The 20363-nt window shown below is 68.9% G+C and carries 18 protein-coding genes; 10 read left to right on the top strand and 8 right to left on the bottom strand.

Features of this window, described 5'->3' with window-relative positions; genetic code table 11:
• Window positions 1-231: 231 nt before the first annotated feature.
• Window positions 232-1545, top strand: coding sequence for an ABC1 kinase family protein (locus V9K99_RS21710; RefSeq protein ID WP_337006973.1), 1314 nt, complete (start codon window positions 232-234; stop codon window positions 1543-1545).
• Here the strand turns inward: V9K99_RS21710 and V9K99_RS21705 are convergent.
• Window positions 1522-2991 carry an MFS transporter gene (locus tag V9K99_RS21705; protein WP_337006975.1) on the bottom strand — a complete coding sequence of 490 codons (1470 nt, stop codon included), beginning with the start codon at window positions 2989-2991 and terminating at the stop codon, window positions 1522-1524. The two genes, V9K99_RS21710 and V9K99_RS21705, sit on opposite strands and share 24 nt — an antisense overlap.
• A gap of 85 nt (window positions 2992-3076) precedes the next feature.
• Window positions 3077-3244: a hypothetical protein gene (locus V9K99_RS21700; protein ID WP_337006977.1), complete on the bottom strand. Its 168-nt coding sequence runs from the start codon at window positions 3242-3244 to the stop codon at window positions 3077-3079.
• Between the two features lie 63 nt (window positions 3245-3307).
• Between V9K99_RS21700 and V9K99_RS21695 the strand changes: the two genes are divergently transcribed.
• Window positions 3308-3853: an NUDIX hydrolase gene (locus V9K99_RS21695; RefSeq protein WP_337006978.1), complete on the top strand. Its 546-nt coding sequence runs from the start codon at window positions 3308-3310 to the stop codon at window positions 3851-3853.
• A 627-nt stretch (window positions 3854-4480) separates the two neighbouring features.
• Here the strand turns inward: V9K99_RS21695 and V9K99_RS21690 are convergent.
• Together V9K99_RS21690 and V9K99_RS21685 are read right to left on the bottom strand one after the other, a co-directional pair.
• Window positions 4481-4768 (bottom strand): WhiB family transcriptional regulator, encoded by a 288-nt coding sequence (locus tag V9K99_RS21690; RefSeq protein WP_132151798.1) that lies wholly within the window; start codon window positions 4766-4768, stop codon window positions 4481-4483.
• A 149-nt stretch (window positions 4769-4917) separates the two neighbouring features.
• Entirely contained in the window at window positions 4918-5115 is a 198-nt protein-coding gene (locus V9K99_RS21685; protein WP_337006982.1) for a hypothetical protein, read from the bottom strand.
• Window positions 5116-5534: 419 nt separating this feature from the next.
• On the opposite strand from V9K99_RS21685, the gene V9K99_RS21680 reads away from it, so the two are divergent.
• On the top strand, window positions 5535-6473 hold the full coding sequence (locus V9K99_RS21680) for a YihY/virulence factor BrkB family protein (RefSeq protein WP_337006984.1): 939 nt from the start codon (window positions 5535-5537) through the stop codon (window positions 6471-6473).
• Window position 6474: 1 nt separating this feature from the next.
• Here V9K99_RS21680 and V9K99_RS21675 read toward each other — a convergent pair whose 3' ends face one another.
• Window positions 6475-8589 (bottom strand): ATP-dependent DNA helicase UvrD2, encoded by a 2115-nt coding sequence (locus tag V9K99_RS21675; RefSeq protein ID WP_337006986.1) that lies wholly within the window; start codon window positions 8587-8589, stop codon window positions 6475-6477.
• A 99-nt stretch (window positions 8590-8688) separates the two neighbouring features.
• Here V9K99_RS21675 and V9K99_RS21670 point away from each other — a divergent pair, with 99 nt between their 5' ends.
• Window positions 8689-8928 carry a mycoredoxin gene (locus tag V9K99_RS21670; protein ID WP_167207319.1) on the top strand — a complete coding sequence of 80 codons (240 nt, stop codon included), beginning with the start codon at window positions 8689-8691 and terminating at the stop codon, window positions 8926-8928.
• Window positions 8929-8970: 42 nt separating this feature from the next.
• On the opposite strand, the gene V9K99_RS21665 is transcribed toward V9K99_RS21670, so the two are convergent.
• On the bottom strand, window positions 8971-9357 hold the full coding sequence (locus V9K99_RS21665; RefSeq protein ID WP_337006991.1) for a putative quinol monooxygenase: 387 nt from the start codon (window positions 9355-9357) through the stop codon (window positions 8971-8973).
• A 111-nt stretch (window positions 9358-9468) separates the two neighbouring features.
• Between V9K99_RS21665 and V9K99_RS21660 the strand changes: the two genes are divergently transcribed.
• Together V9K99_RS21660 and V9K99_RS21655 are read left to right on the top strand one after the other, a co-directional pair.
• Complete coding sequence (locus V9K99_RS21660; RefSeq protein ID WP_337006993.1) at window positions 9469-12999, top strand: BTAD domain-containing putative transcriptional regulator; 3531 nt, start codon at window positions 9469-9471, stop codon at window positions 12997-12999.
• 71 nt (window positions 13000-13070) lie between these two features.
• Complete coding sequence (locus tag V9K99_RS21655; RefSeq protein WP_337006995.1) at window positions 13071-15443, top strand: DUF6923 family protein; 2373 nt, start codon at window positions 13071-13073, stop codon at window positions 15441-15443.
• Here the strand turns inward: V9K99_RS21655 and nudC are convergent, their stop codons facing one another.
• Window positions 15444-16379 (bottom strand): NAD(+) diphosphatase, encoded by a 936-nt coding sequence (nudC, locus tag V9K99_RS21650; RefSeq protein ID WP_337006997.1) that lies wholly within the window; start codon window positions 16377-16379, stop codon window positions 15444-15446.
• Window positions 16380-16406: 27 nt separating this feature from the next.
• Here nudC and deoD point away from each other — a divergent pair, with 27 nt between their 5' ends.
• Both deoD and V9K99_RS21640 read left to right on the top strand, forming a co-directional pair.
• Window positions 16407-17120 (top strand): purine-nucleoside phosphorylase, encoded by a 714-nt coding sequence (gene deoD / locus V9K99_RS21645; RefSeq protein ID WP_337006999.1) that lies wholly within the window; start codon window positions 16407-16409, stop codon window positions 17118-17120.
• 128 nt (window positions 17121-17248) lie between these two features.
• Complete coding sequence (locus V9K99_RS21640) at window positions 17249-17629, top strand: hypothetical protein (RefSeq protein WP_337007001.1); 381 nt, start codon at window positions 17249-17251, stop codon at window positions 17627-17629.
• Window positions 17630-17639: 10 nt separating this feature from the next.
• Here the strand turns inward: V9K99_RS21640 and V9K99_RS21635 are convergent, their stop codons facing one another.
• Window positions 17640-18272: a TetR/AcrR family transcriptional regulator gene (locus V9K99_RS21635; protein ID WP_337007003.1), complete on the bottom strand. Its 633-nt coding sequence runs from the start codon at window positions 18270-18272 to the stop codon at window positions 17640-17642.
• Window positions 18273-18419: 147 nt separating this feature from the next.
• On the opposite strand from V9K99_RS21635, the gene V9K99_RS21630 reads away from it, so the two are divergent.
• Together V9K99_RS21630 and V9K99_RS21625 are read left to right on the top strand one after the other, a co-directional pair.
• Window positions 18420-19226, top strand: a complete 807-nt coding sequence (locus V9K99_RS21630; RefSeq protein WP_337007005.1) for an SDR family NAD(P)-dependent oxidoreductase — start codon at window positions 18420-18422, stop codon at window positions 19224-19226.
• Window positions 19226-20350, top strand: a complete 1125-nt coding sequence (locus V9K99_RS21625) for a DUF5938 domain-containing protein (RefSeq protein ID WP_337007007.1) — start codon at window positions 19226-19228, stop codon at window positions 20348-20350. Before V9K99_RS21630 ends, V9K99_RS21625 begins: the two co-directional genes overlap by 1 nt.
• Window positions 20351-20363: the final 13 nt, after the last annotated feature.

Here is a 20363-nt window from a genome sequence, read left to right as displayed (position 1 = left end):
CGTCGAACTCCCACATGCTCCATCGCCTCCTGTGTACGAACCGCTTCCCCTGACTGACGGCTGGTTCCGGGGCCCGGGGGGGGGGGCCCCGGGGGGGGGGGGGGGGCCCCCCCCCCCGGGGCCCCCCCCCCGCCCCTCCGTCGTCCACGGTCCTGGTACGGCGTACGTCGTACCGGGACATGCCGGTGACCCGGGCGGGAGCCAGCTTGGGCGACCCGACAGAATGGGAGGGTGTCGGACCTTCCCCGTAAAGCGCTGAGCCGGACCGCGAAGCTCGCCAGTTTGCCGCTCGGTGCCGCCGGGCGGGCGACGGTCGGGCTGGGTAAGCGGATCGGCGGTGCGCCGGCCGAGACCGTGATCGCCGAGTTCCAGCGCCGGACCGCCGACCAGTTGTTCGCCGTCCTGGGTGAGCTCAAGGGCGGCGCGATGAAGTTCGGGCAGATGCTGAGCCTGATGGAGTCGGCGATGCCGGAGGAGCTCGCGGCGCCGTACCGGGCGACTCTGACCAAGCTGCAGGACTCCGCTCCGCCGATGCCGGCCTCGACCGTGCACACGATCCTGTCGCGGGAGCTGGGCAGGCGCTGGCGGGACCGGTTCGAGGAGTTCGACGACCTGCCCGCGGCGGCCGCGTCGATCGGCCAGGTGCACCGCGGCACGCTGAAGGACGGCCGTGAGGTCGCGGTCAAGCTGCAGTACCCGGGCGCCGCCGAGGCGCTGCGGGCGGATCTGCGCCAGCTCGGCCGGTTCGCCCGGACCTTCGGCTCGCTGGTCCCCGGCATGGACATGAAGCCGCTGGTCGCCGAGTTGCAGGAGCGGATCGGCGAGGAGCTCGACTACGACCGCGAGGCGCAGGCGCAGCAGAAGTACGCCGACGCGTTCACCGACCACCCGGAGTTCGTCGTACCCCGGGTCATCAAGCACTCCCCGAGCGTCATCGTGTCGGAGTGGATCGAGGGCCGGCCGCTGTCGTCGATCATCACCGACGGCACGAAACAGGAGCGGGACGAGATCGGGCTGAAGTACGTCCGGTTCATGTTCAGCGGGCCGAAGCTGGCCGGGCTGCTGCACTCCGACCCGCATCCCGGGAACTTCCGGGTGATGCCGGACGGACGCCTCGGCGTGGTCGACTTCGGCCTCTGTGCCCGGCTGCCGGACGGCCTGCCGCCGGCGATGGGCCGGTTACTGCGGATCTCGCTCGAGGGCGACGGCGCCGCCGTACTGGCCGGGCTGCGCGAGGAGGGCTTCATCAAGCCCCGGATGGAGATCGACCCGGATCAGCTGATGGACTACCTGGCGCCGTTCGCCGAGCCGGCCCGGGTCGACACCTTCCAGTTCAGCCGAGCCTGGATGCGGGCGCAGACGACGCGGACCAGCGACTTCCGGTCGCCCAACGCGGCCCTGACGTTCAAGCTCAACCTGCCACCGTCGTACCTGCTCATCCACCGCGTCTGGATCGGCGGCATCGCCGTACTCTCCCAGCTCGAGGCGGAGGCGCCGTTCAGCTCCGTCCTGGACGAGTTCCTACCCGGCTTCTCGCGCGTCTGAGCCCAGAGCAGGCTCGGAGCGGAGCGTGCGGACGAGCAGGATGCTGACGACGGTCAGAGCGACCGCTGTGATCCCGGCAGCCACGTGAAGCCCGTCGGTGAAGGCGTCGCGGGCCGCGTCCAGCACGGCGGCCGGAGCCTCGGCGAGTGAGCTGCCGCCCTGGCCGTCCATCTGGCTGCGGTACGTCGCGGTGACCACACTGCCCAGTACGGCGATACCCAGCGAGTACCCGAACTCGTTGCCCGTCTGAGTCAGCGCACCGGCCGCACCAGCCTTCTCCGGCGGTGCAGACCCGATCACCAGGTTGGTGCCCAGCGTCACCAGCGCTGCCGGGCCCACGCACTGCACAGCGAAGGCGACGACCAGTACGGCGGTAGACGTGGCCTGAGCCATCACAGCCATGCCGACGATCGTGAAGGCGATGCCACCCGGGATGAGCACGCCAGGGCGGATCCGGCGGGCCAGCCGCGGTGCCAGCTGGAAGGCGATGGTCGAGGTGATCATGCCGGGCACCAGAGCCAGACCGGCCGTCAGCGGCGTCATCCCCTGCACCAACTGGAAGTACTGCGCGACGAACACCATCACGCCGCCCGACAGCATCGAGAACGTCATCATGCTGCCCAACGTCACCGCGAAGGTCGGCCGCGAGAACAGTCGTACGTCGACCAACGGGTCAGTCAGTCGCCGCTGCCGCCGTACGAAGACCCAGCCGAACACCGCGCCCACGATCAGACCGCCGACGGCCGTCGTACTCACGCCATGCGAGGCCAGCTGCTTCAGCCCGTGGATCGCCGGCAGGATCGCGGCCAGCGACAGCAGCACACTCGGCAGGTCGATCCGGCCCGCCTTCTCGTCGCGGTACTCCGGCAGCAGGAACGGCCCGACCGCCAGCAGCACGACCATCGCCGGTACGCCGATCAGGAACGCCGAACCCCACCAGAAGTGCTCCAGCAGCACACCGCCCGCGATCGGGCCGACGACCGCACCGACGGTGAAGCATCCCGCCCACACGCCCAGCGCGGTCGCCCGCTGCCGTGCGTCCGGGAACAGCGTGGAGATCAGCGACAGCGTGCACGGCGCGATCGCCGCACCCGCGACACCGAGCACTGCCCGGGCGCCGATCAGCATCTCCGGGCTGGTCGAGTACGCCGCCACGATCGAAGCCGCACCGAAGACAGCGGCCGCGGCCAGCAGCAGGCGTCGCCGGCCGATCCGGTCACCCAGGTTGCCCATGGTGATCATCAGCCCGGCCACCATGAACCCGTACACGTCCAGGATCCACAGCTGCTGGCTACCGGTCGCGCCCAGGGCCTCGGTCACCGCCGGGACCGCCAGCAGCATCACGAACAGGTCGAGCGAGACGAGTAGCGTCGCGAGCGACAACACGGCCAGCCCGATCCACTGCCGCCGGCTGGTGGTTGCGGCCGTGCTCTCGCTGCATGTCATGGATCCGGTCCTTCCGCTGGAGTACTTGCCTTCACTCCTGCGTCGGACGGATCACCGCCGGATCGACATCCGGTTCAGCACTTTCTCACCAGTAGACCTGGTCCAGCTTCCCCTCGATGTTGCGGACGTTCTCCCGGGTGCAGCGGTCGCAGTACAGCAACTTCCGGCCGTTCTCCACCGAGGTCAGCCAGGTCAGCGGAGCCTCTTCGGTCTCCGCCTGCTGACCACATATCGAACACGTAGCTCTGGTCACGCGCATCAGTGTGCACCTCCCCCCAAGCCGGTACCCCCGTGGCCCCGGCCCTAGGCTCCCAGGATGCGCTGGGTGATCCATGGTGAGGAAGAGGCGTGGTCCAGCCCGTGGCTGAGCGTACGGCGGCTGGACGTGGAGCAACCGGACGGCGGGCGGGTCGACTACCACGCGGTCCGGCTGAGTGACGTGGCCGCGGCGGTGGTCACGGATTCCCAGCAGCGGGTCCTGCTGATGTGGCGGCACCGGTTCCTGACCGACACCTGGGGCTGGGAGCTGCCGATGGGGATCGTCGAGGCCGGCGAGTCCCCGGCCGACGCGGCCGCCCGCGAGGTCGAGGAGGAGACCGGCTGGCGTCCGGGCCCGCTGACCGAGCTGATCCGCTCCCAGCCGGGCGCCGGGATCATCGACTCGACCCACCACGTCTTCCGTACGACGTCCGCGTCGTACGTCGGCCCACCAGTCGAGCAGAACGAGTCCGACCGAATCGAGTGGATCCCACTGACTGCCGTACCCGGCATGATCACCCGCCACGAGATCCTCAGCGGAATAACCCTCCTAGGCCTCCAACAAACCCTCCTCACCCCGCCACCCATCCCGGGGGCCATCTGACGGGATCTCCCCTGAAGTCGCCCCTTCTCCCCCGCCATATCGACGTGAGAAGGGGCAACCCGAGGGGATCTCCCCTCAAATGCCCGGCGGTGGGAGCGCGGCGGCGGGCGCCTGGCCGCGGTCGGGCGGGGCACGCACGCGGCGCGGGGTCGCAGGCGGCGCCGGGTCGCGGGTACGGCGCGGGGTCGCGGGTACGGCGCGGGGTCGCGGGTGGGGCGAGCGCCGGCTGGCGGGGCGGTGGGGTGGGACGGCGGGAGTGGCCGAGGGGCGGCGCCCGTGGTGGGTGCCGCCCCTCGGGGGTTCAGCTGGTCAGGCTGGGCCGCTTGGCCGGTCTTCTCTGTTGGACCGGCCGGCGGGTTTTCGGTTGGTGCTGGTGGATCAGACCAGGCGGGCGAGTGCGAGGCGCGCGCGTGCGCTGGCCCTCTCAGCTCGCCGGCTGGCCCGCTCGGCCTGCTTCTGCGCCCGCTCCATCTGGCGAGCGAAGTGGAAGCGCCGGTTCTGCTCTGCGTCGTCCAGTTTGGACTGACAATGAGCACGAGCTAGATCTTCGTTGAGTAAATGCATCTCAGTTCTCCTGGGTGAAATCTGGTTCGTCATGGTCTGTTGTCTCGTTTCGGATCTGGTTCGTCAGGCGGCAGTTACGGTGTCGCTCTTGCGGGGACGCCCACGTGGCCGCTTGCGCGGAACCACGACACCTTGGACGAACAGCTCGCCACCCCACACACCCCACGGCTCCGAGCGCTCGAGCGCTCCGGCCAGGCACTCGGCCTTCAGCGGGCAGGTGGTGCAAAGAGACTTGGCGTACTCCACATCCGCCGGCGATTCGGCGAAGAAGAGTTCTGGCGCGTAGGACCGACAGGGCAGGTCCTGCGACGAGGCCACCTCGGTGAAGACATCGAGGAAGCTCACGCTCATTCCGGTCACCTCCCAGTGACTTTCGGTTGCTGATCTCTTGTCGTCGGTGACGGTCAACGGTTGATGACCGCCAAATCGTGGGACAAACAAAAGGGCCGCGGGACCCTTTTCGGGTTCCGCGGCCTTGGAGGTGCCGGCTCTGACGTCTGTCAGACCGGTGGACTCCATGCTCGAGAACCCGAACCGCCGTACTTCACATCGCCGACAGCTCCGCCCCGGAACGGGACAACGCTGGAGGCCATGAGCACAACGGTCGCGCCGTGCAGGCGCGGCGAGGCACCCTGAATCGGGGCGCACGGCAGCGCGGCAGCGATGCTGAACGGCTTCTTGACCGTGTTGGTGATCATTTCCAGGGCACCTCCTCTCGTTGTGGCGAAGCGGGCGGTTAGCTCGATCGCTATGGTGGTTTGAAGTTTTCGGCCAGGCTTCGACCGCAGAAAGAACAGTACGCCGTCCCCAGCGGAGCTCGCAAACTATTTATTGCCAGTTCGCGAAGTTGGCCGGAAGTTGCCGCCGCGGTGGCCGGAACTGGCTGCCGCATCAGACTTCCAGCACGCTCCGGGACGTCATCCGCACGCTCCGGGATCGTTGCCTCTGTCACCTAATTGCCACGTCTGCCGTCGGCAGAATGCGGCACGCCCTCCACCATGCGCCTCGGCACCCGTGCCTGGCAACAGGTTTCTCGCCGATCTGCCCGGAAGGGCAAGCCCGCAGGTTTCGCCGCGCAGCCCCGGGATACCTCAGGGCCGGGGGAAGGAGGGCCGACATGTCCACGAAGGTGCCCGGTGCGCAGGCGGACAAGCCCGCGGAGATTCCGGCGGCGGGCTGGTGGCAGGTGACCAAGCGGGCCTGGGCCGAGGCGAAGGCGGACCAGGTGCCGCTGCTGGCGGCCGGCGTCGCGTTCTTCGGCTTCCTGTCCTTGTTCCCCGCCATCGTCGCCGCGGTGCTGGCCTACGGGCTGATCGCCGACCCGGTCCAGATCCGCAACCAGGCAGAGGACCTGGCGGCGACCATGCCGGCGTCCGGTCGCGACCTGCTCCTTCAACAGATCGATGCGCTGACCTCGGCACCCGGGCGGAGTCTCGGGATCGGCGTGGCCGTGGCGGTGCTCACCGCGTTGTGGAGTGCGTCCGGCGGGGTCGGCTACCTGATCACCGCGGTGAACATGGCGTACGACGAAGAGGAACGCCGCGGCTTCGTCCGCCGGAAACTGCTGGCGCTCGGCATGACACTCGGGGCCATCGCCTTCGTCCTGCTCGCGGTCGTGCTGTTCGCCGCCGGCGCCGCGATCGGGGAGAACGTCCCGACCGCGGTCCGGACCGGTCTCGAAGCGGTCCGTCTGGTGCTGGCCGTCGTACTGATCGGCGTCGCGCTCGCGGTCACCTATCGGATCGCGCCGTCGCGGGATGCGCCGCAGCTGCGCTGGGTCTCCGTTGGGGCGGTCGTGGCCATGGGCATCTGGCTCGTCGCCTCGGTCGGCTTCTCGGTGTACGTCGAGACGTTCGGCAACTACGCGAAGACCTACGGCAGCTTGGCGGCCGTGGTGGTCCTGATGTTGTGGCTCTGGCTCACCGCCTATGCCGTCCTGCTCGGCGCCGAGATCAACGCCGAGTCGGAGCAGCAGACCGTCCGTGACACCACCAAGGGTGAACCGCGTCCACTCGGTCAGCGCGGGGCGGTCAAGGCGGACTCGATCCCGGAGTAGATCAGCGGGTGCAGAGGTTGAGGATGGGGTCGGCGTACTTGGTGATCTTGGTGTGACCGATGCCGGGGATCTTGCGGAGGGACTGCTCGTCGGTCGGGCGGGTCTCGGCGATGGCGGTCAGAGTGGCGTCGGTGAGGATGACGAAGGCCGGCATGCTCTCGCTGGCCGCCTGCTCGGTGCGCCAGGCGACCAGAGCGTCGTACAACTCCTGGTCGATCGACGACGGGCAGTCCTCGCAGCGGCCGAGCTTGCGCGCGCCGGGGTCGAGCAGGCCGCGGCCGCACACCCGGCACTTGGGGATCGGCCGACCGGACCGCGACGAACGCTCGGCCCGCTCGGCCGACGGCTCCCAGGCAGTCGGGCGCGACGACGTACGGACGTGAAGAGGGTCCAGGAACCGGGTCGGACCACGCTGACCGCGCCCGCCCGGCGAGCGTGACGTCGACCAGCTGATGTGGAGCTGCTGCTTCGCCCGCGTCACGCCGACGTAGAACAGCCGCCGCTCCTCCTCCACCTGCGCCGGCGTCTGGGCGTAGCTGATCGGCAGCGTCCCCTCGTGCGCGCCCGCGATGAAGACACAGTCCCACTCCAGCCCCTTGGCCGCGTGCAGCGTCGCCAGCGTGACCCCCTCGGCCAGCGGCGCGTGCTGAATCGACGCCCGCCGGTCGAGCTCCGCCATCAGATCAGCCAACCGAGCCGACGGGTTGGCTGCGGCGTAGTCCGAAGTCATCGTCACCAACGCGCTCAGCGACTCCCACCTGTCCCGCACCGCCCCCTTGCCGGTCGGCGGCTCCGGTGTCCACCCCGCCCCGCCCAGCACGCTGGTCACCACTTCAACCAGCTCGGAGGAGGACACGTCCCCAGCCTTGGCCTGCCCCCGCAGCAGTACGGCGGCCTGCCGGATCTCGGCCCGCTCGAAGAACCTCTCCGCGCCCTTCAGCACGGCCGGGATCTTCCGCTCGGCCAGCGCCTGCTCGTAGTTCTCCGACTGCGCGTTCGTCCGGAACAGTACGGCGATGTCCCGCAGCGGAGTCCCCTCGTCGCGCAACCGCGCGATCGCCCGCGCCACCGCGTCCGCCTCGGCGACCTCGTCGGGGTACTCGCGATACACCGGCGCCGGACCTGAGTCGCGCTGCGACCGCAGCGTCACCCGCCCCGGCAGCCCGGACGGGCCGGCCGCGTCGAGGATCTTGTTGGCGACATCCACGATCTGCGGCGTCGACCGGTAGTCGCGGACCAGCTTGATCACCGTCGCGGACGGATGCCGGGACGCGAAGCGGACCAGGTTCTCCGGCTCGGCGCCGGCCCACGAGTAGATGGTCTGCGCCGGGTCACCGACCACGCAGACGTCCTCCCGCCCGCCGAGCCACAGGTCGAGCAGGCTCTGCTGCAGCGGGCTGACGTCCTGGTACTCGTCGACCACGAACGTCCGGTACTGCCGCCGGATCTCCGCCGCCACCCGCTCGTCCTCGGCGAGCAGCGCGACCGCACACAGCAGCACGTCCTCCAGATCGATCCGCCCGCGCTCGAGCTTCACATCCTCGTACGCCGCGAAGACCCGAGCGATCGTGGCCGGGTCGAAGGCGGCCAGCGTCCGGCCCGAGCGCGGCGCCAGTCGCGCGTAGTCGTCCGGCCGGACGTTGCTCACCTTGGCCCACTCGACCTCGCCCGCCAGGTCGCGCAGCGCGGGCGTGTCCACCCGGACCCGGCACCGCGACGCCGCCTCGGTCAGCAGCGGGAACTTGCGATCCACGATCGGTGGCAGCTCCCCGCCGTACACCTTGGGCCAGAACCACTTGGCCTGCCGCAGTGCGGCGGAGTGGAACGTGCGCGCCTGGACGCCCTCGACGCCGAGCTGGGCGAGCCGGCCGCGCATCTCCCCCGCGGCCCGCTGGGTGAACGTCACCGCGAGCACCCGGAGCGGGTCGAACGTCCCGGTGCGGACGCCGTACGCGATCCGGTGGGTGATCGCGCGGGTCTTGCCGGTGCCCGCGCCGGCCATCACCACAACCGGGCCGTTCAGGGAGGTTGCCACCGCCCGCTGCTCAGGGTCGAGCGCCTCGAGCAGGTCATCTGCAGATGCAGAACGTGTGAGATCGCTCACGGACGGGGACATTCGGGAAGTGCACCACCTGCGACAGGGTTTGGATACGACGAGAGCAACCCTAGTCGGGTTGCCCGACAGAACCGCGCGCACAACAAAAGGAGTCGGCCGATGGCGGCTTTCACGATGTACTCGACACCCTGGTGTGGCTACTGCCACCGCCTCAAGGGCCAGTTGAAGCGGGCCGGGATCGAGTTCACCGAGGTCGACATCGAGCAGGTCCCGGAGGCCGCGAAGATCGTCGAGAAGGTCAACAACGGCAACCAGACGGTGCCGACGGTGGTCTTCCCGGACGGGACCGCGATGACCAACCCGTCACTCGCCCAGGTCGCCGAGAAGCTTGCCGCCTAGCCCCACCGGCGCCAGCCTGACCGGCTGGCGCCGTAGTGATCCTCAGCGGGCGGCGGTGCGGACGAAGCCGGCCTCGTGGTTCGGCATCAGCCGCAGCGAGCGGGGATCGATCCACCGCCGTTCGCCTTCGATCAACCCCTCCGGCGGTGCGCCGTAGGCCTCGGTCGCCTCGGCCTTTTCCAACCATTCGCCGGCACTGCTCAGGTGGTCGGCGATGACCTCCAGGTGGAACGCCATCGACGCGGCATCCGGGTGCACCTGGACGCACGTGGTGCGCTCGTTCTCCTGGTCGACGTAGAAGTTGAAGGCGATCAGCCGCGGCTCGTTGGCCTCGACCAGGTCGGTCAACTCCTGGATGCGTTTCCTGGCCTCCTCGACCTTGCCGGGCTTGATCTTGTACGTCCCGACCCAGATGAACGGTCCGCTCATGATGCTCTCCTCCTCACGCTGGTCACTGCCTTGATCCGAGCGTGCCCGGCAGCGCTAACGAACCGCTAAAGCGCCCGGTGCTACGGTGAAAAGCGCCGTGGGGAGGCTCCGATGGAGTTCCGGATCCTGGGGTCGACGGAGGTCGTCGACGGATCCCGGCGGGTGGATCTGCCCGCCGGTCGCGGCCGGGCGCTCCTGGCGCTGCTGATCCTGCACGTCGGCGCAACGATCCCCGCGGATGCCCTGATCGACGAACTGTGGGGCGAGCACCCGCCACCGACCGCGAGCACCGTGATCCAGGGGCTGATCTCCCGGCTCCGCAAACTGCTCGAGCCGGACCGCGCCCGGGGCGAGGCAGGTGCGGTCGTACAGACCGCCGGGACGGGCTATCGGCTGGCGGTCGATCCGCAGTCGGTCGACGCCAACCGTTTCCAGCGGCTGTTCGACCAGGCCCGCGGCGCCGATCCCGCCGTACGGTCCGACCTGCTCACCGAGGCGCTCGGTCTCTGGCAGGGAGCAGCGCTGGCCGACTTCCGGTACGAGCCGTTCGCGCAGCGGGCGATCACGGCGCTCGAAGAGCTCCGCCTCGCGGCGTTCGAGGAACGCATCGACGCCGACCTCTCGCTCGGCCGGCACAGCAGCCTGGTGGGCGAGCTGGATCAGCTTGTCGAGGCCAATCCGTTCCGGGAACGCTTGCGCGGCCAGTTGATGATCGCGTTGTACCGCTCCGGTCGCCAGGCCGCCGCACTCGAGGCGTACCGGGCGGCTCGCGCGACCCTCGTCGACGAACTCGGGATCGAGCCGGGCCCAGCACTTCGTGAGCTCGAAGCGGCCATCCTGCGCCAGGAGCCGTCCCTCGAGCAGCCCACTCAGGCCGCCGTACCCTGGCTGCCGCGGGAACGCCGTAGCGTGACCGTAGTGGTCGCTGACATCACGGTGCCGGCGGCCGCTGGAATAGACCCGGAGGCACTCGCCCGCTTCGCCGCCCAAGTGACTGATGCCGGCACGCATGTCCTGCGGCGCCACGGCGCACGGGTCGAGGAACTGGCGGACGGATCGCTCCTCGGGTACTTCGGCCTCCCGGTGGCGCACGAGGACGACGCGGTGCGCGCGGTCCGCGCCGCTCTCGAGCTACAGCCCGCAGCGGACAACCTCGGGACACCTGTGCGGTTCACGACGTACGCCGGTATCGAGGCCGGCGAGGTGGTCGTCGGCACTCCTGCGAAAGTCAGCGGACCAGTCGTCGCGGCGGCATCCAGGTTGTGTCGGTCCGCCCAACCAGGTCATGTGCTGATCGGTGACGCAGCCCAGCGGCTGGTCAGTGGCGCGGTCGTCGTACGCCGTGCAGCTGTCGGGTGGGAGGTACTCGAGCTCGTGCAGAGCGCTCCCGCCGTAGCGCGGCAGCTCGAGTCGAGGATGTTCGGCAGGCAGCAGGAGTTGTCGAGTCTGCGGACGTTCTACCGGGGCGGTCTCCGGTCCGGCCGCGCGGCACAGCTGACCATCGTCGGCGAAGCGGGGATCGGCAAGACCCGACTGGCGAAGGAGTTCGTCGAGTCGCTCGGCTCCGACGCGCGGGTGATCACCGGACGCTGCCCGGCGTACGGCGAGGGGATCACCTTCCTCCCGTTGCGTGAGGCCCTGGAGTCCGTCGGCCTGGAACTGCCCGAAGGCCCGGCCGCGGTCTTGTTCCCGGCCATCCGCCGGATGTTCGAGAAGCTCGCCGCCGAATCCCCGCTCGTGGTGGTCTTCGAGGACACGCACTGGGCCGAGACCACACTCCTCGACCTGATCGAGTACGTCGCCCAGTCCGCCACCGGACCCATCTTCCTGCTCTGCCTCGCCCGTCCCGAACTCCTCGATCGACCGGCATCGGGCCTCGTCCTCGAACCGTTGCCGGCTGCCGACGTCGCGGACCTGATCGCTGACCGTTCGCACGGTACGGCGAGCGAGCAGGCGATCCAGCGGATCGTCACGACTGCCCGCGGCAATCCGCTCTTCGCGGAACAACTGCTGGCGACAGCGGCCGATTCGGGGGTCGACGACGTACCGGCGTCGTTGCAGAGCCTGCTCGCCATGCGGCTCGATCGGCTCGGCCCGGGCGAACGGGACCTGCTGCGGGCCGCAGCGGTGATCGGCGCCGAGTGCGGCGAGGACGCAGTCGTCGCACTCCTGGACGAAGCCGCGCGCCCGTACGTCGAGCGCCACATCGCAGCGCTGGAGCGCAAGCAACTGCTCTCCCGCTCCGATGGGATCCGGTTCCGGCACGTGCTGATTCAGCGCGCGGCCTACCAGAGCATGACGCGCGAGGACCGGGCCCTGCTGCACGAGCTGTACGCCGCATGGCTCGAGGCCGAACGGACAACGCTGCCGGAGTTGGACGAGCTGGTCGGTTATCACCTCGAGCAGGCAGTGGCGCACCGCCGCGCCAGCGGAGTCGTCGAGGCGCCGGAGCTGGCCGTGCGGGCCGGCGATCGACTGGCGGATGCGGCCGAACGCGCCTTCGCCAGGTTCGACATGACCGCGCTGGAGAACCTGTTGTCGCGGGCGCGTGGCCTGTTCCCGGCTGACCACCCACGCCACCTCGTCGTGTCGCAGCGACTGGCCGAGACAGACCTCGTGCTCGGCCGGTTCGATCAGGCTCTGCACCTGCTGGACGACCTCATCGAGCAAGCCGACGACATCTCCGACCGTCGGTCCGCTCAGCTGGAGCACGCCAGAATCCAGTTCATCATCGGCCCGGATCCGGTTCCGCTCGACGTCATCCGGGCGGAGGCCGACGACGCGGCCGCGTACTACGCCGATGCCGGTGACGACTCGGGATGCGGCCGAGCGGCCTTCCTGCTGGGCGTGGTGCGTCTGCGCGAGGGCCGGATGCTCGCAGCCGAGCAGGCGTTCCGCCAGTCGCTGGACTCCGCGGACAGGTCGGGGACACCGCGTGAGCAGATGGGCAGTCGGTGGCTGCTGGCCCAGGCCCTCGCGCTGGGTCCGACGCCGGTCGCCGAGTGCCTCGAGCAGTACGAGCAGTGGGCCACGACCAGGGGTATCGAGCACCCCGGCGTACTGATCGAGTCCGCAGAGCTGCTGGCGATGCTCGGGCGCTTCGACGAGGCACGGGCGCTGACCGATCAGGCCGCCGGCCTGCTGATGGAACGGATGAGAGTACGGCGGTTGCTGCGGTTCGTGGCCGAAGGACGGGCTGTTGTGGAGATGCTGGCGGGCGATCACGTCGCCGCGGAGCGCCAGTATCGGACGGCTCTCGATTTCGCTCGTGAGACCAGTGAGCGCGAGCCAATCTCTCTCGCGGCTGCCGGGCTCTCAGCGGCACTGATGGCGCAAGACCGCGTCAAGGAGGCTGCTCAGTTCGCCGAGCTCAGTGTGCGGTCGGCGCCCGCGGCTGGGGTGATGGCCCAGGCCCGGTCGGCTGCCGCGGCGGCTCATGTCGCGTCGGCGGAAGGAGACCATGCCGCGGCCGAGAGGCTCTGCCGGGCAGCGGTGCGATGGGCGCCCGAGGAGATGCCGAATCTGCGCGGCGATGTGCTGAGCGACCTGGCCGCAGTGCTCCGGGACACGTCTGCCGCCGCGGTCAGGACCGAGGCACGGGCCTGCTACCAGCGCAAGGGAAACACGATTCGCATGTCATAGCGCTCAAGTTATGGACATTACGGTCATGACCGTTATACCTTCCTCGGAACAACGCCGCAGGGAGCCCGCCCATGATTCCGCGCCGTCCTATCCGCCATGTCTTCATCCGTGCCGCCGTCGTCCTTGGCCTGCTGCTAGGACTGCTGGCTACCGGCGGCCTCACCGCCACGGCCGGTCCGGACCCGAAGCGTCCTGATCCGTTCCCGTCGGAGACCGGCCCGATCAGGCCGGACGACTCCCGGATCGGCATCGCCGCCGAGGATCCGGTCCGCGATCTCGGCGCGCCGATCAGTTCGCTCACCGTGATGGAGGGCGCCATCGGCCGTACGCCGGACGGCCGCGACGTCGTGTACGCCGTACCCGCCGGTGAGAACGCCCAGCTCAACGTCGTCGACCTGCATACCCGCCAACTGATCCACGCCCTGCCCCTCGCCGGGGCCGCGGGTGCGTGGGCGATCGTGGTGGCGCCTGACGGCAGCCTGTACGTCGGCACCTACCCGAACGCGCACCTCTACCGCTACGACCCAGGCACCGGCACAGTCACCGACCTAGGCCAACCGATCCCCGGTGAGTCCGTGATCTACGGCCTCACCGCGGACCCGAGCGGCAACGTGTACGCCGGGACGTATCCGACCGCGCACGCGTTCAAGTACGACCCGTCGAACGGCCAGGTGACCGACTACGGCTCCCTCGACCCGGTGCAGCAGTACGCGCGCTCCACCGTGTACGACCCGGACCACAACAAGCTGTTCGTCGGCATCTCCACACCCAACGCCAGACTCCTCCGCATCGACGTGGCGACCGGTCAGGTCGAGGACATCACTCCACCTGGTACGACGGCCAAGGACTTCATCGACCTCGACTACGCGGGCGGCCGGGTGTTCGGCAACGCCAGTAGCCGATTGGTCGTGGTCGACGCCGTCACTGGTGAGCAGATCAAGTTCACCGACGCCGCGACAGGCACTCAGGTGATGGACTACCCGATCGCCGCCCGTGGCGTGTCCGCAGCCGGCCCTGGTGGCGTGTACTTCACCAACAACACGCTCGCACTCATCCACTACGACCTCGACACCAACACAGTCGGCCCGGTGTCACCGCCTCGCACGGTGACCCGTGGCGCCACGATCGGGTACGGCTGGGTCACGGAGAACGGCCAGCAGGTGCTCTACGGCCTGGCCGGCAACTACTCCGGCGGAACGTTCCGGTACAACCCGCAGGACGGCACCCTCGCGCAGTGGAGCTCCCCGTTCCAGTACGTCCCGGTGGCACTCATGCACGCGCTCGCGGACCCCTCCAACGGCAAGGTCTTCGTCAACGCTTACCTGAACGGATCGACCTCGGTCTACGACCCCGCAACCGGCAAGGCCACAGTCACCACCCGCCAAGGCCAGGTCGAGGACTGGGCCTGGGACAACACCGGCAAGATGTACGTCGGCATCTACCCCTACGGCCGGTTGTCACTCTGGGATCCGAACGCTCCGGCGACCCCGACGAACCCAAAGGAACTCTTCAGCCTCGTCGACAGCCACCACCAGAACAGGCCCGTCTCGGTCGTACCTGCCGGCAACAAGGTGTACGTCGGCACCACACCGGCGTACGGCGAGTACGGCGGAGCTCTCACGGTGTACGACGTCCCGACCGGCGCCTTCACCGTGTACCGCAACCTGGTAGCCGACCAGACCATCTCCTCGCTGCTGCCAGTCAGTACCGGGGTATGGGCCGGCTCCGCCATCGAAGGCGGTCAAGGAACTGAGCCCATCGCTACCGAGGCGCACCTGATCAAGGTCGACCCGTCGAACGGTGCAGTCCTCGTTGACGTCGTACCCGTGCCAGGTGCGGCCAGCATCAACCAACTGGTCACCGGACCCGACGGCAACCTGTGGGGCCTGGCGGACGGCATCGTGTTCGTCGCCGACCCGACCACCGGTGCGGTACTGCGTCAGATCCCGGTCTTCAGCGGCAGGACCGGCGCCAACGACGGAGCCCTGTCGTGGCGGGACGGCTACCTGTACGGCGTCTCAGCCGGGCGACTGTTCGTGGTGGACAGCCTCGGCGGCGTGTCGACCATGCTGCGCGACCACGGTCTCAACCGGCTCACCCAGACCCCGAACGGCACGTACTACACGCTGCTGCGACCGGACGGCTGGACGAACCCGACCAACCTGGCGTCGTACACCCCACCGGTCGACCCCTGTCCGCAGTCGGATCTCCGGCCGACGGTGTGGACCGGAAACATCGACAGCCACGTGACCAACCGGCACACGACGTACGGCTGCACGCTGACCGACGTACTGCCGGATGCCGAAGCGGACTGGCCGAGCCACAGCGCCTATGTCAGTGCGGTCGACAAGAAGGTCAAGGAACTCGAGCGAGCCGGGACGATCGAGCGCTGGGAGGGCATCCTGATCCGCATCGCCGCCGCCCGCTCCAACGTGGGCAAGTGATCACCAGCTACCGGTGAGCTCCTCGCCGTACCAGCCTTCGATCAGGCGGCGGGAGATGGAGATGTTGCCGGGGAGGGCCATCGTGCCGGCTTCGACCAGCGCACGGAGGTCCTCCCTGGTGAACCAGCGGGCCTCGGCGATCTCGTCGGCGTCCACCTCGATGTCGGTGCTCGTCGCCTTGGCGTAGAAGCCGAGCATCAGGCTGGACGGCATCGGCCACGGCTGGCTGCCGGCGTACTCGACCTCCTGCCCCACGACCACACCGGTCTCCTCGAGGACCTCACGCCGTACGGCGGCCTCCAGCGACTCCCCCGGCTCGACGAAGCCGGCCAGGGTCGAGTACCGGCCCTCCGGCCAGGCCTCGTTGCGGCCGAGCAGAGCCCGGTCCTGGTCGTCGGTGACGAGCACGATGATCGCCGGGTCGCTCCGCGGGAAGTGCGACAGACCGCACTCCGGACACTGCCGGACGTGCCCGGCGTCGACGACCTCGGTGTGCTCGCCGCAGTTCGCGCAGTGGGTGTGTACGCCGTGCCAGTTGGACAGGCCGACCACGTTGACCGCCATACCGGCCTCACGGTCGTTCAGTACGGCGCCCAGCTCGCGGAGTCCGGCGTACGACTCGTCTGCCTCGCCCGGGACCAGTACGGCGAACACAGCGCGGCCGTCAGCCGTCTGACCCGCACCGGACTCGCGGTCGATGCCCAGGAAGACCCGGACGCCGTCCGGCGCCTCGGACGGATGCACCAGCTTCAGTGCGGTGCGCTCGGCGGTCACCAGCAGCTTGTCACCGGCCACCACCGTCACCTGCGTGTCAGGCGCAGCCCACGCCTTCTCCAGCCACTCCGTGTCACGCCTGCGATCAGCTGCGCGATCGAGCACGGCGCGGGACAGAGCTAAGGAACCAGGAGCGATGGAGTAGGCCACATGACTCAACATATCCCGGCACCGTGAGAGCATCCCCGCATGAGTATTCACATCGCCGCCGAGAAGGGGCAGATCGCACCGCGCGTGCTGTTCCCGGGTGATCCACTGCGGGCCAAGTGGATCGCGGAGACCTACCTGTCCGACGTGACCTGCTACACCGAGATCCGGAACATGTTCGGGTTCACCGGCACCTACAAGGGTGAGCGGATCTCCGTCCAGGGCTCCGGCATGGGCCAGGCGTCCGCCTCCATCTACGCGCACGAGCTGTTCGCGGAGTACGACGTACAGACCCTGATCCGGGTCGGTACGTGCGGTGCGCTGACCGAGGCCGTGCGGGTCCGCGACGTCATCGTGGCGATGTCCGCGAGCACCGACTCGCAGATGAACCGGCTGCGCTTCCACGGCATCGACTACGCGCCGACGGCCGACTACCAGCTGCTGCGCGCCGCGGTGGACGCCGCCGAGGCGGCCGGGCTGAACGTGCACGTCGGCCAGGTGTTCTCCGGCGACCTGTTCTACAACGACCGCCCCGACCTGGTGTCGCGGACGGCGGAGTACGGCGTACTCGGGATCGAGATGGAGGCCGCCGCGCTCTATACGCTGGCGGCGAAGTTCGGCCGCCGGGCGCTCGGCATCATGACGGTGTCGGACCACCTGATCACCAAGGAGGAGACGACCGCCGCCGAGCGGCAGACGACGTTCTCCGAGATGATCACGATCGCCCTCGACGCAGCGATCGAGGTGCCAGCCTGAACCGGGTAGCCACCGCCCTGGCAGCCCTGCTACTCCTGACCGCCTGCTCCGGCAATGACAAGCCGACGGCAACCGGTACGACGACCAGTCCGGCACCGGCCACCCTGCCGGACATCAACGCCACGCAGGTGGTCAGCGCGCTGACCGGAGCCGGCTACAAGTGCACGACGGACGTCGCCTACGCCATCTGTACGTCGGGAGCCGCATCGGTCTGGGTACTCACCGGAACGCATCCCCGCCCACCAGTGGTGTCGCTGCACGCAGCCGGACCGGTGGCGACCGCGTCGGCAGAGATCGCCAAGGTGCTGCCGAAGACTCTGGAGCTCGCGCACATCAACCAGGGCGCGGAGATCGCCACCTGGTTCGGCGAGCAGACAGGCACGGCCACAGCCCAGAAGACCTTCGGTGACTGGCAGGCCGACTACTCGGCCGAAGTGGACACCGAGGAGCCTGGCACCCACCTGACGCTCACCGACACGCTCTGCAAGGTGAACTGCCAGGCGGAGTAAGTGGCTCCGGCTACGCCGCGATCAGTTTCGGTAGGACCTGGCTGACCCGATCGGTCAGCAGGTCCGGTACCCGGTCCGGATCCGCGGCGTAGCCGACCACCGCTTGCTCGAACAGGCCGTCGATCAACGCGTACGCCGTGGGCGCGTCGACGGTCGGAGTCCCACCGATCAATTCGGCGTACCGGGTCAGGATGCGCCAGATCATCTGCTCCAGCAGCTGGTCGATCGCGGCGACGTCGTCGCGCAACTGCTCCTCGAACATGCTCTGGGCGCGCAGGTCGTACCAGAGCCGGTGCATCGGGGTCTCTTCGACCAGCGTCTGCGTCATCTTGCCCAGGAAGCCGACGGCCAGTTCGTCGGCCGAGGTGGCGGTCTCGACCACTTCGTCGTACCGCTGGGCGCACTTCGTCTTGTAGTAGCGCACGCAGTAGCTGATCAGGTCGATCTTGTCGCGGAAGTAGTAGTGCACGACGCCGTGGGTGAACTCGGAGTTGTTGGCGATCTCCCGCAGGCTGGTCCGCGCGTACCCCAGCTCGCCGAGGGTCTTCAGCGCCGACTCGGCCAGCGCGACCCGGCGCCGCTCGATCTTGTCGATCCCCGAGACGCGGGCCGGCCGCGGGGCATCCGCCGAGGTCAAAGCCATCGCGTCTCCTGTCCGCTGCCAACTCTTCCGCGTCAGCGTACCGCGACGGGAAGATTTCTTGACAACTGTCCAGCAAAGTCTTGACGACTGTCAAAAGAATCTCCAGAGTGAGAAACGCAGCGCCCCTTCGAGCAAAGGAGCTTCACGATGGGCGGACTCGACCTCTCCGGCCGCAAGGCCCTCGTCACCGGCGGAGCCCAGGGGCTCGGCGAAGGGATGGCGCGGGCACTCGCGGCGGCCGGCGCCAAAGTGGTGATCAGCGACATCCAGAAGGACACCGGCGAGGCCGTCGCCGACGCCCTGGACAGCGAGTACGGCGCCGGCCACGGCTTCGTCGCGCACGACATCACCGACGAGGGCAGCTGGGAGAACGCCGTCGTCGCTGCCAACGACATCCTCGGCGGCCTGGACATCCTGGTGAACAACGCGGGCGTGGAGATCACCAGCCTGCTCACCGAGGTCACCGCCGACGACATCCGCAAGATGCTCGACGTCAACATCCTCGGCACCACGCTCGGACTCAAGTGGGGTCTGCGCACGATGCGACCGGGCGGACTGGCCGGTCAGGGCGGCGCGATCATCAACGTCGCCTCGGTCGCCGCGACCATCGCCTTCCCCGGGATCGCGGTCTACTCCGCGACCAAGTCCGCGGTCGACCGGCTCACCCGGGTCGCCGCGATGGAGTCCGGCAAGCTCGGGTACGGCGTACGCGTCAACTGCATCTACCCCGGCCTGGTGCCGACCGCGATGGGCGCCGGCCTGGCCAACGACGTCGCCCAACTCGGTCTGTTCGAGTCGCCCGAGGCAGCGGTCGCGGCAGTGATCGGGCTGACCCCGGCCGGCCGGCTCGGCGAGGTCACCGACATGGCCGACGCGGTCGTCTTCCTCGCCTCGAACGAGGCCCGCTTCATCACCGGCATCGGCCTGCCCGTCGACGGCGGAATGGGGATGTAATGACCGCCAAACCAGTTGTTGTCTACGGCGCCTCCGGCTACACCGGCCGGTTGGTGTGTGAGTACCTGCGTCAGTACCACGTCCCGTTCGTGGCCGCCGGCCGCAGCAAGGACAAGCTGCAGGAGTCGATGGACTCCCACGTGGCGGGAATCGAGACCGCCGACTACGAGGTCGCCACCGTCGACCACGACGTCGCGGCACTGACCGACCTGTTCAAGGGCGCCTCAGTGGTGCTCAACACGGTCGGGCCGTTCAGCGAGCTCGGCCCGGCGGCGGTCGAGGCAGCCCTGGCCGCCGGAGCGCACTACACCGACACCACCGGCGAGCAGGACTGGCTGATCACCTGCGACGAGAAGTACGGCGCCGACTTCGCCGCAGCCGGTTTGCTACTGGCTCCCGGTATCGCGCAGATGTACACCACCGGCGAGATCGCCGCACAGCTGTGCCTGGAACAGCCCGGCCTGGACACCCTGGACATCGCGGTGTTCTGGGGCGGCAGCCCGACCATCGCGTCGACCCGCACCATCCTGGTCAACGCGGCCACGTCCAAGGCGCACTACCTCGAGCAGAACGCGTACGTCGAGTTCCCAGAGCAGGGACTGGTGCCGCTGGTGGTACCCGGTCAACACGAGCTGGCGCTGTCCCTGCCCTGGGGCGGTACGTCGCACCCGGTCTGGTTCAAGCGTGATCCGCGAGTGGCCAACTGCAAGGCGCAGGGCGGTGTGTTCAACGCGGCCCTGATGAACGGCGTACCCCAGATCGTCGCGGGCGCACTGGAAGCCACCAAGGACATGGCTCCGGACGATCGCAACGCGGCCCTGACCGAGACCGCCCGCCAGGTGATGAACCAGATGCCGCCGCGGGAGAACCCACGGGTCAACAAGTCGCTGGACTCCGTGCACGCCTCCGGTCCACTCGGCCGGGCACACTGTGTCATCCACGGCAACAGCAACTACCAGCAGACCGGGTTGCTCCAGGCCTATGCGGCGTACTCACTGCTCCAGACCCCACCGAAGCGCGTCGGCTTCGCCAGTGGCTGCCAGGCCTTCGGCCACCACGAACTGCTCGGCGTACTGCGTTCCTTCGGGCTGGTCTCCGAACCGCAACTCACCGTGCTGCGCTGATATCGGATGAAGG

The organism is Kribbella sp. CCNWLW201 (assembly GCF_037203805.1).
Taxonomy (GTDB): Bacteria; Actinomycetota; Actinomycetes; order Propionibacteriales; family Kribbellaceae; genus Kribbella.
The sequence above is the reverse complement of the archived record's forward strand: the minus strand, read 5'-3'. Positions and strand labels throughout refer to the sequence as shown.